General features: G+C 70.5%; 13 protein-coding genes and 1 pseudogene. 4 read left to right on the top strand and 10 right to left on the bottom strand.

From position 1 onward, the window contains the following. Window positions 1-197: 197 nt before the first annotated feature. The 9 genes and pseudogenes from ACIQNG_RS37030 to ACIQNG_RS36990 all read right to left on the bottom strand — a co-directional run. Window positions 198-452: pseudogene (locus ACIQNG_RS37030) on the bottom strand (transposase); the annotation flags it as partial. A 261-nt stretch (window positions 453-713) separates the two neighbouring features. Further along, a complete protein-coding gene (locus ACIQNG_RS37025; protein WP_401491387.1) occupies window positions 714-2,009 on the bottom strand; it encodes an ammonium transporter in 1,296 nt (431 codons plus the stop codon). Between the two features lie 102 nt (window positions 2,010-2,111). Then, window positions 2,112-2,738, bottom strand: coding sequence for a helix-turn-helix domain-containing protein (locus ACIQNG_RS37020; RefSeq protein WP_401491385.1), 627 nt, complete (start codon window positions 2,736-2,738; stop codon window positions 2,112-2,114). Window positions 2,739-2,747: 9 nt separating this feature from the next. Beyond that, the gene (gene solA / locus ACIQNG_RS37015) at window positions 2,748-3,833 is read right to left on the bottom strand and encodes an N-methyl-L-tryptophan oxidase (protein WP_401491383.1); all 1,086 of its coding nucleotides are present in this window, start codon (window positions 3,831-3,833) and stop codon (window positions 2,748-2,750) included. Continuing rightward, a complete protein-coding gene (locus tag ACIQNG_RS37010; RefSeq protein ID WP_401491381.1) occupies window positions 3,830-5,149 on the bottom strand; it encodes an FMN-binding glutamate synthase family protein in 1,320 nt (439 codons plus the stop codon). Before ACIQNG_RS37010 ends, solA begins: the two co-directional genes overlap by 4 nt. A 35-nt stretch (window positions 5,150-5,184) precedes the next feature. After that, window positions 5,185-5,859 carry a glutamate synthase gene (locus ACIQNG_RS37005; protein WP_401491379.1) on the bottom strand — a complete coding sequence of 225 codons (675 nt, stop codon included), beginning with the start codon at window positions 5,857-5,859 and terminating at the stop codon, window positions 5,185-5,187. Next, window positions 5,847-6,713, bottom strand: coding sequence for a glutamine amidotransferase family protein (locus tag ACIQNG_RS37000; RefSeq protein ID WP_401491377.1), 867 nt, complete (start codon window positions 6,711-6,713; stop codon window positions 5,847-5,849). Before ACIQNG_RS37000 ends, ACIQNG_RS37005 begins: the two co-directional genes overlap by 13 nt. 11 nt (window positions 6,714-6,724) lie before the next feature. Continuing rightward, complete coding sequence (glnT, locus tag ACIQNG_RS36995; RefSeq protein ID WP_401491375.1) at window positions 6,725-8,053, bottom strand: type III glutamate--ammonia ligase; 1,329 nt, start codon at window positions 8,051-8,053, stop codon at window positions 6,725-6,727. Between the two features lie 256 nt (window positions 8,054-8,309). After that, window positions 8,310-8,603: a hypothetical protein gene (locus ACIQNG_RS36990; protein ID WP_401491373.1), complete on the bottom strand. Its 294-nt coding sequence runs from the start codon at window positions 8,601-8,603 to the stop codon at window positions 8,310-8,312. A 4-nt stretch (window positions 8,604-8,607) separates the two neighbouring features. Here ACIQNG_RS36990 and ACIQNG_RS36985 point away from each other — a divergent pair, with 4 nt between their 5' ends. Together ACIQNG_RS36985 and ACIQNG_RS36980 are read left to right on the top strand one after the other, a co-directional pair. Continuing rightward, on the top strand, window positions 8,608-8,814 hold the full coding sequence (locus ACIQNG_RS36985) for a hypothetical protein (protein WP_401491371.1): 207 nt from the start codon (window positions 8,608-8,610) through the stop codon (window positions 8,812-8,814). 61 nt (window positions 8,815-8,875) lie between these two features. Next, window positions 8,876-9,289 (top strand): hypothetical protein, encoded by a 414-nt coding sequence (locus tag ACIQNG_RS36980; protein ID WP_401491369.1) that lies wholly within the window; start codon window positions 8,876-8,878, stop codon window positions 9,287-9,289. 515 nt (window positions 9,290-9,804) lie between these two features. On the opposite strand, the gene araD is transcribed toward ACIQNG_RS36980, so the two are convergent. Beyond that, the gene (araD, locus tag ACIQNG_RS36975; RefSeq protein WP_401491367.1) at window positions 9,805-10,542 is read right to left on the bottom strand and encodes an L-ribulose-5-phosphate 4-epimerase AraD; all 738 of its coding nucleotides are present in this window, start codon (window positions 10,540-10,542) and stop codon (window positions 9,805-9,807) included. A gap of 314 nt (window positions 10,543-10,856) precedes the next feature. Between araD and ACIQNG_RS36970 the strand changes: the two genes are divergently transcribed. Beyond that, on the top strand, window positions 10,857-11,879 hold the full coding sequence (locus ACIQNG_RS36970; RefSeq protein ID WP_401491397.1) for a LacI family DNA-binding transcriptional regulator: 1,023 nt from the start codon (window positions 10,857-10,859) through the stop codon (window positions 11,877-11,879). 355 nt (window positions 11,880-12,234) lie between these two features. Then, window positions 12,235-13,929, top strand: a complete 1,695-nt coding sequence (locus ACIQNG_RS36965; RefSeq protein WP_401491365.1) for a ribulokinase — start codon at window positions 12,235-12,237, stop codon at window positions 13,927-13,929. Window positions 13,930-13,993 lie beyond the last annotated feature (64 nt).

Raw genomic sequence — 13,993 nt, 5'->3', positions numbered from 1 at the left:
AAAGGCCCGATCACCGCCCACGCCTGATCAGTCACTTCATGACGACGCACCACGAACGGGCTAACGACCCACCGACATTGCGGACACCCCCTAGCTAGTAGGACTCCGTTAGGTTGCTCAGGCTCTTGGGTTTGGGCTGGTGGCGGGTGTTCAGGGCAGGGGGCGGTGGCAGGTGGTGCAGGTGCCGGTCCAGCAGTTCAGCAGGTCCTGGATGGCGTCGAGGATCTGGTAGAGGGTGAGTTGGCTGTATCGGCTTTTGGGGCCAGGCGCTGTTCGGCGAGGAACCCGTGGGCGGCGGTGACCAGGGTGACGTGGTGGTGCCAGCCGTTCCAGGAACGTCCCTCGAAGTGGTCCAGGCCGAGGCCGTGCTTGAGTTCCCGGTAGTCGTGCTCGATGCGCCAGCGGATCTTGGCCAGGCGGACCAGGTCGGCCGGCGGGGTGTCCTCGGGCAGTGCTGCCTCAGCTTCTTCGACGTCCGCGGCCTCGTCCCTCGCCCACTGGAGAGCACGGTGGCGCGACTCGCAGAGCGCCAGCCCCCCAACCGCCCCGATCATCAGGGGACGGCGCAACTCGCCAGGGCCAGCAGCCCGGCACCCGGTGTCCTCCAGGGCCACCGGGCACCCAGCCCTGGGCGCGCCCGCACTGACCTGCTCCCGGGCTGCAGTCCTCCCGGACGGGCCCGCGACGTCCGGGAGGCGGAGGGGGAGCCGGCCCTATCCCGCGGTGGCGGGCTCGGGGGTCGGGGCGGTGGTCGGCGAGTGGCTGAGGTCGTAGGCGCTCTCCGCGTGCAGGTGGACGTCGACGCCCTCCTGCTCGACCTCGGGTCGGACCCGCAGGCCCATCGTCTTGTCGAGCGCCTTGGCGATCAGCCAGGTCACCGCGAAGGAGTAGGCCAGTACCGCGAAGGCGCCGACAGCCTGCTTGCCGAGGAGGGAGAGGCCGCCGCCGTAGAGGAGGCCGTCGACGCCGTTGGGTGCGTCGGCCGTGGCGAGGACGCCGACCAGGAGGGTGCCGGTGACGCCGCCGACGAGGTGGATGCCGACGACGTCGAGGGAGTCGTCGTAGCCGAGCTTGTACTTCAGGCCGACGGCCAGGGCGCACACCGCGCCGCCGATCGCGCCGAGGACGAGCGCGCCGACCGGGGAGACCGCGCCGCAGGACGGGGTGATGGCGACCAGGCCGGCTATCGCACCGGACGCGGCGCCGAGGCTGGTGGAGTGGCCGTCACGGATCTTCTCGACGAGGAGCCAGCCGAGCATCGCGCTACAGGTGGCGGCGAAGGTGTTCAGTACGACGACGGAGGCGGCGTTGCTTGAGGTCAGCGCGGAGCCGCCGTTGAAGCCGAACCAGCCGAACCACAGCAGGCCGGCGCCGAGCATCACCAGGGGCAGGTTGTGGGGCCGCTCCGCGCCGCCCTCCTTCTTCCAGCCGATGCGCTTGCCGAGGACGAGGATCACGGCCAGGGCCGCCGCACCCGAGTTGATGTGGACGGCCGTGCCGCCGGCGAAGTCGATGGCTCCGAGCGTGTTGACGATCCAGCCACCGGTGACGCCCTTGCCGTCGAAGGCGAACACCCAGTGGGCGACCGGCAGGTAGACCAGCGTCACCCAGATGCCGGTGAAGGCCATCCAGGCGCCGAACTTGATGCGGTCCGCGATCGCACCGCAGATCAGGGCGGCGGTGAGCGCCGCGAACAGGGCCTGGAAGGCGACGAAGACCGAGAGCGGGATGACGGCCTCGGGGTCGTCCTTCATGACGCCGCTCAGGCCGAAGTACTCGGAGACGTCACCGAGGATTCCGGCGGCTCCGATCGAGTCGCCGAAGGAGGCCGAGTAGCCGTAGACGACCCAGATGCAGCCGACGAGGGCGACGGACCCGAAGGTCATCATGATCATGTTCAGGACGCTCTTGGCGGCGACCATGCCGCCGTAGAAGAGCGCGAGGCCCGGCACCATCAGACAGACGAGGGCCGTGCTGGCGAGCATCCAAGCGGTACTTCCGGTGTCCATGCGCACGCTCCGCGGAGAAGTCCAACAGGAGGAAACTTCATTTCACCGCAGTAGACAGGGGGTGTGTTACAGGACAGCCGTGTGGCTGATTAAGGCCGGGTTTCAGTGCTGGGGACTGTCCCCGAATGCCGTCACCGTCAGGAAGCGGATCGGCAACTCGACCAACCGTTCCGGGCCGTGTGGGGCCTCGCCGTCGAACTGGAGGGCGTCGCCGGGGCGCAGGGTGTAGCTGGATCTCCCGTGGCCGTACACCATGACGCCTTCGAGCATGTAGAGGAGTTCGGTGCCGGCATGCTGGAAGAGCGGGAAGACCTCGCTGGACTCGGTCAGGGTGACCAGCAGGGCGTCCATCCGCTTGTGGGCGCCCCGGAGTGAGCCGAGCTGGGCGTACTCGTGGCCGACGTGGGTGCCCCGCCGGACGATGCGGGCGCCGTGCCCGGCGGGGACGAAGACTGCCTCGCGTTCGTCGTCCATGCCTCGGAACAGGGCGGTGACCGGGACGTCCAGACCGCGCGCGAGCCGGGAGAGCGTGGTGAGGCTGCACGCGGTCTGGGCGTTCTCGATCTTCGACAGCATGGCCTTGGAGATACCGACCCGCTGCGCCATCTCGCCGACCGACAGCCCCGCCGCCTGCCGGTACTCACGGGCCCGGATCGCGATGATGCGCTCCAGCGTCTTGTCGTCGGAGTCGGAGCCGGAGTCCGCTGCGGGTTCGGGGTGCTCGGTCACCGGCGCATCCTACGCCGTGCGTTGCAGGCGGAAGCGCGGGGGCGGCTCGGGGCGGCCGGTGGCGAGGTCGGCGGCCATCGCGCCGATGAGCGGGGCGAACTTGGCGCCGTGGCCGGAACACGGGGAGACGATGACCAGCGGGCCGTGGCGGTCGAGGACGAAGTCCTCGTCGGGGGTGGTGGTGTAGAGACAGGTCGCTTCGGCCACCGGGTCGGGCCCGAGGCCCGGGAGCCGGTCGCGGACGAAGTCGCTCACCCGGGTACGCGACAACGGGTCGACGACGCCATCACGGGTGCGGGCGGTGGTGGGGGTGCCGCGGTCGTGCTCGGCGACCTTCATGGTGGGCAGCGGGCCGCCGTCGGCGCCGGACGGGAGACCGAAGACCTGCATCGACTCGTCCTTGGAGACCAGGATCGGCCACTGCACCTGCGGCTCCCGCTGCGGGAAGTGGAAGACCTGTTGCTGCGTGACGCTCAGCGGCGGCAGCGGAACGGGCAGTTGGAGGTCCGGCAGCCAGGCACCGGCAGCGATCACCACGGTGTCGGCGGTGATTTCGCGACCGTCGTCGGTGCGCACAAGGCCCTTGTCCCGCACATCGATGCCCGTGACGCGTACGCCGATCAGCGCGTCCGCGCCGCGCTCGACGGCCCGACGCAGGCACGCCGCGACGGTCTGGTCGGCGTCGACGACACCCGCCTCCGGGTGATAGAGCGCCGGGCCGGTGAAGCGGATGTGCGGCCAGCGCTCCACTGCGGCTTCCGCGCTGAGGAGTTCGTACGGCACTCCGGCCGCGGCCAGCGCGGCGGCCAGTCCCTCCGGGTCGCGCCCCTCCCCCAGATCGAGGCCACCGGTGGTGCGCAACAGGGGAGTCGAGCTGTCGTGTTCCAGCTCGCGCCAGTGCTCGTACGCCTGCCCGGTCAGCCCGACGTAGAAGGGGTCGGCGTACGCCCGCCGGATGATCCGGGAGCTGCCGTGCGAGCTGCCCTGCTTGTGGCCGATGCCGTACGCCTCGATCAGGGTGACCTCGTGGCCCTGCCGGGCGAGCTGCCAGGCGGTGGCCGCGCCCATGAGTCCGGCGCCGACGACGGCGATCACAGGCCCGCCCCGGGGATCCAGTCGGTTCCGGCGAGCGGGATACGGGCCATGGCGGCGGACTCGATGGTGAGGGCGACCAGGTCCTCCGGCTCCAGATGGAGGAGGTGGGCCTTGCCGCAGGCGCGGGCGAGGGTCTGGGCCTCCATGGCCATCACCCGTAGGAAGTTGGCGAGTCGGCGGCCGGCGTCGACGGGGTCGAGGCGGGCGGCGAGTTCCTCGTCCTGGGTGGAGATGCCGGCCGGGTCGCGGCCGTCCTGGTAGTCGTCGAAGTAGCCTGCGGCGGAGCCGATCCGGCGGTACTCGGCGTCGTGCTTGGGGTGGTTGTCACCGAGCGCGATCAGCGCGGCCGTGCCGATGGCGACCGCGTCCGCGCCCAGGGCCAGTGCCTTGGCCATGTCGGCGCCGCCCCGGATCCCGCCGGAAACAATCAGCTGGACCTCGCGGTGCACGCCCAGCTCCTGCAGCGCGCGCACCGCCTGGGGCAGGGCGGCCAGGGTGGGGATACCGACGTGCTCGATGAAGACGTCCTGGGTGGCGGCCGTGCCGCCCTGCATGCCGTCGACGACCACGACGTCGGCGCCCGCGTGGACGGCGAGCTTGACGTCGTAGTATGTGCGGGTCGCGCCGACCTTCACGTAGATCGGCTTCTCCCAGTCGGTGATCTCGCGCAGTTCGAGGATCTTGATGGCCAGGTCGTCGGGGCCGGTCCAGTCAGGGTGGCGGCAGGCGCTGCGCTGGTCGATGCCGACGGGCAGGGTGCGCATGTCGGCGACCCGTTCGGTGATCTTCTGGCCGAGCAGCATGCCGCCGCCGCCGGGCTTGGCGCCCTGGCCGAGGACGACCTCGATGGCGTCGGCGGCGCGCAGGTCGTCGGGGTTCATGCCGTAGCGGGACGGCAGGTACTGGTAGACGAGGTGCTTGGAGTGGCCGCGCTCCTCAGGGGTCATCCCGCCGTCGCCGGTGGTCGTGGAGGTGCCCGCCTCGCCGGCTCCGCGGCCGAGGGCCTCCTTGGCCTGGGCGGACAGGGCGCCGAAGCTCATGCCGGCGATGGTGACCGGGGTGGCCAGGCGCAGTGGGTTCTTGGCGTGCCGGGTGCCGAGGACGACGTCCGTGCCGCAGCGCTCGCGATAACCCTCCAGCGGATAGCGGGACATGGAGGCGCCGAGCAGCAGCAGGTCGTCGAAGTGCGGGAGTTTCCGCTTGGCGCCCCAGCCGCGGATGTCGTAGATGCCGGTCTCGGCGGCGCGCTGGATGGCGTGGATGGTGGCCCGGTCGAAGGTCGCCGACTCGCGCAGGCCGTGGGATGCGGGTTCCATGGCTGAACTCCTGGGATACGAGGAGGATCCGAGGTCTAGTACGAGGCCGAGTTGTCGACCTTGAAGTGGTACAGCTGCCTGGCGGAGCCGTACCGGCGGAAGTCGGCGGGGGCCTCGTCGCGCTCGGCCGCCTTCAGCAACTCGGCCAGCTCGGCGAGATGTTCGGGGCGCATCTCCTTCTCCACGCAGTCCGCGCCCAGCGACTTGACCGTGCCCCGGACGTAGATCCGCGCCTCGTAGAGGGAGTCACCGAGGGCGTCGCCCGCGTCGCCGCAGACGACGAGGCGTCCGGCCTGCCCCATGAACGCGCTCATGTGGCCGACGTCCCCGCCGACGACGATGTCCACGCCCTTCATGGAGATGCCGCAGCGGGCGGAGGCGTCCCCGTCGACCACCAGGAGACCGCCGTGGGCGGTGGCACCGGCGGACTGGGAGGCGTTGCCGCGCACGCGGACGGTGCCGGACATCATGTTCTCGGCGACTCCGGTGCCGGCGTTGCCCTGGACGGTGACCGAGGCGCGCTGGTTCATGCCGGCGCAGTAGTAGCCGACGTGGCCCTCCACGTCGACGGTGAGGTTCTCCCGGATCCCGCAGGCCACGGCGTGCGCGCCGCGCGGGTTGAGGACCCGCCAGGACGTCGCGTCGGGGGCGTGCAGGGCCTGGTTGAGTTCCCGTACGGGGGTCTCGGCCAGGTCGATCAGCGTCGCCATATGTACACCTCTTCCGGCTCGGGTTCGAAGATGTGGGCGTTCTCTATGCCCGGCAGGACATCCAGCGCCCGGTACTCGGAGGCCATCGCCACCCACTCGGGTGTCTCCGCGACCAGGGCGGGCTTGCAGGCGATGGCGTCGCGGACGACAGCGAAGGAGTCGCTCGTGGAGACCAGCAACGTGTAGAAGCCGTCGAAGCGTTCGCACAGCAGCCGCAGAGCCTTCTCCAGGCCGGCACCCTGTTCCAGTTGGTGCGCGATGAAGCGCGCGCCGACCTCGGAGTCGTTCTCGCTGTCGAACCTCACTCCCTGGGCGCGCAGTTCACGGCGGATGGTGGCGTGGTTGGCGAAGGAGCCGTTGTGCACCAGGCACTGTCCGGGGCCGACGGAGAAGGGGTGGGCGCCCTCGGGGGTGACGGCGGACTCGGTGGCCATGCGGGTGTGACCGACGCCCTGCCAGCCCGTGACGGCGGCGAGCCCGAAGGCGTCCGCCAGCTCCACTGGATTTCCCGTCCCCTTGAGTACGGCCATGTCCGTGCCGGAGCCGATGACGGTGGCGTGGGGCAGCGCGGCCGGGACGGCTGCGAGCAGGTCGCCGTCCGCGTGCACCACCGTGGTGGCGTCGGCCGCGACGGCCACCGTACCGGGCAGCGTGGCTTCCGCCTCGGCCGGCGTGACCCCGAGCAGCGAGACGACGGTACGTCCCGGCGGGGACAGGCGCGGGTCGCCGTAGACCGCGACACCCGCCGAGTCCGGGCCGCGTTCGACGACCTGCCCCAGCATCGCGGTCAGCAGCTCGCCGAGCCGTGGTTCAAGGGAGGGCTCACGCAGGTGGAGCCCCACGATTCCGCACATCTCAAATCCCTTCAGAAGGCGGTCAGATAGCGGTCGAGCTCCCATGCGCCGACCGTGGCGTGCCAGTCGAAGAACTCCTCACGCTTGAGGTCGGCGAAGTACCTGCTCACCCCGGTCCCGGCCGCGTCGAGGGCGCCGTTGATCACGTCGTCCGCCTGGAGCGCCTCGACGGCGTGCAGGAGGGTGGGCGGGAGCTCCGGGCCCTTGCCGCCCGCGCCGGGCTCGCCCGGGTCGAGGCCGCGTTCGACGCCGTCGAGGCCCGCGGCGAGGGCGGCGGCAGCGGCGAGGTAGGGGTTGGCGGCACCGTCTCCACCGCGCAGTTCGATGCGGTTGCCGTCGGGAACGCGGATGAAGTGGGTGCGGTCGTTGCCGCCGTAACCCGCCAGGCGCGGCGACCAGGTGGCACCGGAGCGGGTCGAAACGGCGCCGGTGCGCTTGTAGGAGTTGACCGTCGGCGCGATGACGGCCTGGAGAGCCCGCGCGTGCTCGACGATCCCGGCGACGAAGGAGTAGGCCATCGGGGAGAGACCGAGCCCGCGCCCGTCGGTGGCGTCGGGGAAGGCCGGCTCGTCGCCCCGCCACAGCGACATGTGCAGGTGCATGCCGGTGCCGGTGCGGTCGGTGAACGGCTTCGGCATGAACGTGGCGGTCATGCCCCGCCGCTCGGCCAGCACCGACACCATGTAGCGCATGGTGATGACCCGGTCGGCGGTGGTGAGTGCGTCGGCGTGCTTGAAGTTCTGCTCGAATTGGCCGTTGCCGTCCTCGTGGTCGTTGGCGTAGTTGCCCCAGCCGAGCGCGTTCATGGCGCTGGAGACCGCGGTGAGGTGGTCGTACATACGAGTCAGGCCGCGTGCGTCGTAACAGGGTTGAGTCGCTGTGTCCTTGGCGTCGGCGACGCTGAGCACGCCGTGCTCGTCCCGGTTGACCAGGAAGTACTCGACCTCGGCGCCCACGACCAGGGACAGCCCCTGGGCCGCGGCCCGCTCCAGCAGCCTGCGCAGGATGACCCGCGGGGCGTAGGGCCAGGGTTCGCCCTCCACGTACGGGTCGCAGTGGACGAGGGCGAGGCCGGGCTTGATGAAGGGGACGGGTGTGTACGAAGAGACGTCGGGGCGGGCGATGACGTCGGGGTCGCTGGGCTGCTGGCCGAGCGCGCCGGCCGCGTATCCGGCGAACCCGACGCCCTCGTCGCGCAGTTCCTCGACGGCCTGGGCCGGGACGAGCTTGGCGCACGGCTTGCCGGTCAGGTTGACGAAGACGGCCAGCACGAACTCGATGCCGTCGGCGCGGACCAGCTCGGCAAGATCAGGGGCGTCCGCTGCTGGGTCGGTCGTCATGATGCCTCCCTGGCCACAATGGGGTGTCCACTGCGATGAACTGTTGTTGCATATGAGTAGACACACCTGGGGTTTCGGGGGGATTTCAGCGAGGGAAGCTCCGCGTAAGCCGACGGAATGCCTCGCAAGCCGAGGAAGGCCTCGTAAGCCTCCGAAGGGCCGGGCAAGCCCGATAGGCCGGGCAGGCCGAAGAACCGGGCAAGCCGAAAGGCCGGGTACAACCCCCGAAGAAGCGGAACCCGACCCCGATTCTCCGTCAGGAGATTGCTGCGGAGGGCTCGTTGGCGGCCAGGCCGAGAGAACCTCCGGACGGCCTGCGCACCCACAGCGGCTTCAGCCGGTACGTCAGCAGATACAGCACCGCACCCGCCCCGGCCGCGACGAACATGCTCAGGTCGCCCGCCCCCGGATACGCCTTCGAGAACGGCCCGGTGTAGAAGCTGGACTGCCAGAACGGCATCGAGGCGGCCACGCCGCCGGCCCAGGCGACGAAGCTCCAGTCCAGCACCCTGCGCCGGTCGTAGGGCTCGGAGATGCGGGACGGGGCCACGGCGATGAATGACGCATACGCCGGAGACGCGGTCGGTGTGGTGGCACTGGTCACGCGCGCTGCCTTTGATGCCGAGGTCTACAGCCGGCACTGCGGTGGCGGCCAGCGCTGGCTCCCGTTCACGCACACGGTGCAGGATGCTCCCAGTCTGGACTTCTGGTCCCGCGGCGCACTGGGGGTGGAACGTCACGAGCCGTCGACCGAGGCGTGAGGCGGCCGGCGACAGGGTTCCCACGGAGGCTGCATGGCAGCGGAGATGAACAGGAGCGGGGATGCTGACGGGTTGGCGCAGGGGTGTGTTGTGGGCGGTGGCGACAGCCGCTGGTCTGGTCGTTGTGGGTTTGACGCTGCTGCTGTGGCTGAAGGATCTCGGGACCGCGGGTACGGTGGCGGGTTTCATCGCTGATACCGCCGCGATCGTCATGGTCGTTCTGTCCGTGCGGGCGCTGTTGATTCAGTCCGGTCAGCCGCAGACCCGCACTACGGCGTCGGGCCCGCAGGCGGTTGCGGCCGGCAACAGCATCGGCAGGGCCGTGACGGGCGACGGTAATCGGGTGTCCGGACCCGCCCCAACCGTCGCACCGGGTAGTTCGGCGCCGAATGGAGCAGTGGAGGCGTCGGGCTCGAAGTCGGTCGCAGCGGGTGATTCGATCGGTGAGGCTGTAACGGGCGACAACAACACGTGAGAGACAGCCGGAGCTCCATCGGCTGGGCGAGCTGGGGGGCGGGGTCAGCGCGTGAAGTTCTGGCGGAGCCGTTTCGGCATCGGGCGGGAGAACAGGTGGTCCCATAGCTCCCGGCAAGGTCCAGCTGAACCGCGTGAGGTGTCGGCGTCGGGTGACGGGGCCGTCGCGGTGGGCGGGGATGCTTGCTTCATCCTGAATGGGCACGACAACACGGTGCTCATGGATCCGGCGTACGGAGGGCCGAGAACGCTGGATGATCTGGCTGCCGCGGGTCGGGGAGATGGGAGTGGGAGCGCTCCCATTCAGACAGCACCCCGACGGCCCGTCAAGACGCCGGAAAGGGAAGATAGTTGACCGACCTCTCGGCGAGAGCAGGCCAACCAGCACCGCAACCTGGGCAGACCTGCATCGGTGGCGCGGAATCGACGGTCGCGCCAGCCGCTCCGGGACGTCGGCGCCGGCCGGGCGGACGACACCCGAGCCGAGCGCTGCGCGCCGCGAGGTGGTGCGCGGCCTCAGAGGCCCGGGGCGTGAAGGGTGTTGCCGTAATAGGCGTCCGGTCCATGCTTACGGGTGAAGTGCCGCTCCAGCAGATGCCTCGGCGGTTCGGAGGCGTCCCCGAGACGGGATCCCAGTGCCAGCGTGTGCAGCGCCATCTCCGCCACGGCCTCGCACACGATGGCGTTCTCCAGCGCAGCCTTCGCGGTGGCGCCCCAGGTGAAGGGTCCGTGTCGGGCGACGAGCGCTCCGGGGACCTCCTCGGCCCGGCGGGGGTCGCCGTCGAGCAGGGTAACGATCACCTGTCCGGTGTTGTACTCGTAGTCCATCGCGCACTGCTCGGGGGTGAGATCCGCCGTGACGGGGACCGGGCCGTTGAAGGTGTCCGCGTGTGTCGTACCGAGCACGGGGATCGGGCGGCGCGCCTGGGCGAAGGCGACGGCGTGCGTGGAGTGGGTGTGGGTGACGCCGCCGATGGAGGGGAAGGCCCGGTACAGGCACCGATGGGTTTCGGTGTCGGTGGACGGCCTGAGGTGCCCGTCGACCACCCGCCCGTCCTCCAAGGCCACCACCACCAGGTCCTCCTCGGTGAGGTCGGCGTACGAGATCCCGGACGGCTTGATGACGAAGGCGCCGGCGTCTCGGTCGACTCCGCTGACGTTCCCCCAGGTGAGGGTGGCCAGGCCGGCCTCCGGGATGCGCAGGTTGGCCGCGAGGACCTCGCGACGGAGGTCCTTCAGAAGGGTCTCGCTCACTACGCACTCACCGTCTCTCCGGCATGCGCGGCGGTTTCTCGGGGGCCGCGCAGGCATCGCGGCTGCGTGACCGCAGCCGCCTCCAGATTGTGAGCGCTAACAAGTACAGATCTCAAGATGTACGAGGAGATCCCTGCCCACAGCATGTGGTCAGCGCTGCATAATGTGAACGCCAATACCGATATCTGTCGATAATCTCCCGATCGGTCCGAGACGTGTGCGGGCCGCGTCCGGTTCGGTACCTCGATAAGGGCCGCTCGACGAGGAGAGGAAGAGCGTTGACCCAGCTACCGGACGTCTCGCGAGCGCCCACGATGACGGACGTCGCGCGCGTCGCCGGCGTGTCCCACCAGACCGTTTCACGGGTGCTCAGCGACCACCCGAACGTCAGCGCGAAGACCCGGGCCGCCGTGACACAGGTCATCGAGCAGCTGGGCTACCGCCGCAATTCGGCGGCCCGGGCTCTGGCCACTCGCCGGACTCACACGCTGGGCGTCATCGCGGTGAACACCACTCTGCACGGACCCGCCAGCACCGTGGCGGGAGTTCAAGAGGCGGCACGGGACCGCGGCTACCTGACGTCCGCCGTCACGCTGCGGACCGCCACGCAGACAGCCCTCGCCGAGGCCATGCAGCACCTCGCCGGGTGGGGCGTGGAGGGGATCGTCGCCGTCACTCCCCAACGCGACGCGGTGAGGGCCCTGGCAGCATTGGAAGCACCGTGCCCGGTGGTCACCGTGGAAGGCGGCCACACCCTGGACCTGCCGGGGGTGTCGCTGGACCAGAACCTCGGCGCCCGCCTGATCACCGAACATCTCCTCGCATCGGGCCACGCCACCGTGTGGCACGTCGCGGGCCCTCCCGACTGGCTCGAGAGCGAAGCCCGCACACAGGGGTGGGAGGACGCGCTACGAGAGGCCGGCGCCGAGGTGCCGCCCCTGCTGCGCGGCGACTGGAGTCCGCTGTCGGGATACCAGGCCGGCCAACAGCTCGCGGCACGGGTCCGGGCGGCACGAGGGCGGGGAGCGGGCCTCACCGCGGTGTTCGTCGCCAACGACCAGATGGCCCTCGGTGTGCTCCGGGCGCTGCGGGAAGCCGGCCTGCGCACGCCGGAGGACCTGGCGGTGGCCGGCTTCGACGACATCCCCGAGGCGGAGTTCTTCCCGCCCCCGCTGACGACGATCCGTCAGGACTTCGCCTCGATCGGCCGCGCCAGCATCGGGCTGCTCCTGGACCACATCGAAGGCCCGACCGACGAGTCGACGCACCTGGTGGTGGCTCCCGAGCTCATCGTGCGCGCCAGTACGGCCCGCAGGAATTCTCCCCTCGGGGAATGACCCCCACCACCCGGGCATCGGCCCTCCCCGTGGGGAGAGCCCGTTCGCCGAGGGTGCTGTGCAGGAGCACGCGGACACCGGTGCGCGGAGTGGAACGGTTCGCACCGCCACACGCGCTCGTGGAACTCCTCGGGACCGCCGCCCGGCGTGCGCCCCTTCTCCCAGGAGCCGGGCGTCATTCGTTGCCGCCGCCGCGCCACTGGAACTCACGCGCAACCCGTGCGGCCCCTTGCCTCTCGGATTGTTAGCGCTCACAATGCGGAGGGATCACCCGCCCGACCACCAGGATCGCGGGCGGCGACTCCACCTGTCGGGGCCGTCTCCCGCCCCACGGGTCCCCTCGAAAGGCACTCTCTTGACGTCACCCCGTCCCGTCGCGCCCACGCCGCATTCCGAGGAATCGGAGCAGTACACGGTCGGCGTCGACTTCGGCACACTGTCGGGCCGCGCCGTGGTCGTACGGGTGCGCGACGGCCAGGAGCTGGCCGCGGCGGTCCACGCCTACGCTCACGGCGTCATCGACCGGCGCCTGCCGCACGGCGGTGCGCAATTGCCTCCGGACTGGGCCCTGCAACATCCCCAGGACTGGCGGGACGTACTGCGTCGCGCCGTCCCGCAGGCCCTGGCGGCGGCCGGGATCGACCCTGCCGCGGTGATCGGCATCGCCACCGACTTCACCGCCTGCACCGTCCTGCCCACACTGGCCGACGGAACCCCCCTCGCCGAGACCGAGCTCGCCGGACGGCCGCACGCGTGGCCCAAACTGTGGAAGCACCACTCCGCCCAGTCGCATGCCGACCGCATCAACGAACTCGCCCACGCCCGCGGGGAGAAATGGATCGCCCGCTACGGCGGCCGGATCTCCGCCGAGTGGCAGTTCGCGAAGGCCCTCCAGGTCCTGGAGGAGGATCCGCTCGTCTACGAGACCTGCGCGCGGTGGATCGAGGCCGCCGACTGGATCGTGTGGCAGCTCACCGGAACCGAGTCCCGCAACACCTGCACGGCCGGATACAAGGGCATCCATCAGGACGGCGCCTACCCGAGCGAGGAGTACCTGGCCGCATTGAACCCCCGGTTCGCCGATTTCGCGCGCACCCGTCTCGAATTCCCCCTCTCCGCACTGGGCTCACGCGTGGGCTCGCTCAGTACGGAGGCGGCAGCGTGGACGGGGCTGCGCCCCGGCATCGCCGTGGCCGCGGGCAACGTCGACGCCCACGTCACCGCGGCGGCGGCCCAGGCCGTCGAGGACGGTCAACTGCTCGCCATCATGGGCACCTCCACCTGCCACGTCGTGAACGCTCCCGTCCTCGCCGACGTTCCCGGCATCTGCGGTGTCGTCAACGGTGGGATCGTCGAGGGAGCCTACGGTTACGAGGCCGGACAGAGCGCGGTCGGCGACATCTTCGCCTGGGTACTGGAGCAAGGCGTCCCGTCGGACTACCTCACCGAGGCCGACGAACGCGGCGAGGACCTGCACACCCTGCTGACCCGCAAAGCCGCCCGGCAGCCGGTCGGCGGCCACGGACTGGTCGCCCTCGACTGGCTGAACGGCAACCGTTCGGTCCTCGTCGACCACCACCTCTCCGGAGTCGTCGTGGGCCTCACCCTCGCGACCCGCCCCGAGGACGTCTACCGCGCGCTGCTCGAAGCCACCGCGTTCGGCACCCGCGTCATCGTGGAGGCCCTGCAGGCGGGCGGGGTACCGGTGCACGAGTTCATCGTCGCCGGTGGACTGGCCAAGAACGAACTGCTGATGCAGATCTACTCCGACGTGCTGCGCCGCCCCGTCTCCCTCGCCGCGTCCGACCAGGGCCCCGCCCTCGGGTCGGCCATCCACGCCGCCGTGGCCGCCGGCGCGCACCCCGACGTGCGAGCGGCCACCGCTGCCATGGGCCGCGAGCGGCCCGCCGTCTACACCCCCGACGCCTCCCGAGCCGACGCCTACGACGCCCTCTTCGCCGAGTACCGGCTCCTGCACGACCACTTCGCCGCCGGCGGTCTGCTGCACCGCCTGAGGAACATGCGCGACACGGCCCGCACCGCGGACTGACCCCACACCGCCGTTCATTCCCGCTACCCCGTCCGCCCGCCGACCTCGCCACCGTTGCGGGACG

It is taken from the genome of Streptomyces sp. NPDC091377, assembly GCF_044757045.1.
Classification (GTDB): Bacteria; Actinomycetota; Actinomycetes; order Streptomycetales; family Streptomycetaceae; genus Streptomyces.
Note: the sequence above shows the minus strand (reverse complement) of the source record. Positions and strands in the feature narration are given on the sequence as shown.

What these genes read in the sequence shown, in the direction of transcription:
- ACIQNG_RS37025 (WP_401491387.1), bottom strand. Translation starts at nt 2,009, where the DNA reads ATGGACACCGGAAGTACCGCTTGGATGCTCGCCAGCACGGCCCTCGTC.
- ACIQNG_RS37010 (WP_401491381.1), bottom strand. Translation starts at nt 5,149, where the DNA reads ATGGAACCCGCATCCCACGGCCTGCGCGAGTCGGCGACCTTCGACCGG.
- ACIQNG_RS37005 (WP_401491379.1), bottom strand. Translation starts at nt 5,859, where the DNA reads ATGGCGACGCTGATCGACCTGGCCGAGACCCCCGTACGGGAACTCAAC.
- ACIQNG_RS37000 (WP_401491377.1), bottom strand. Translation starts at nt 6,713, where the DNA reads ATGTGCGGAATCGTGGGGCTCCACCTGCGTGAGCCCTCCCTTGAACCA.
- glnT (WP_401491375.1), bottom strand. Translation starts at nt 8,053, where the DNA reads ATGACGACCGACCCAGCAGCGGACGCCCCTGATCTTGCCGAGCTGGTC.
- ACIQNG_RS36985 (WP_401491371.1), top strand. Translation starts at nt 8,608, where the DNA reads ATGAATGACGCATACGCCGGAGACGCGGTCGGTGTGGTGGCACTGGTC.
- ACIQNG_RS36980 (WP_401491369.1), top strand. Translation starts at nt 8,876, where the DNA reads ATGCTGACGGGTTGGCGCAGGGGTGTGTTGTGGGCGGTGGCGACAGCC.
- ACIQNG_RS36970 (WP_401491397.1), top strand. Translation starts at nt 10,857, where the DNA reads ATGACGGACGTCGCGCGCGTCGCCGGCGTGTCCCACCAGACCGTTTCA.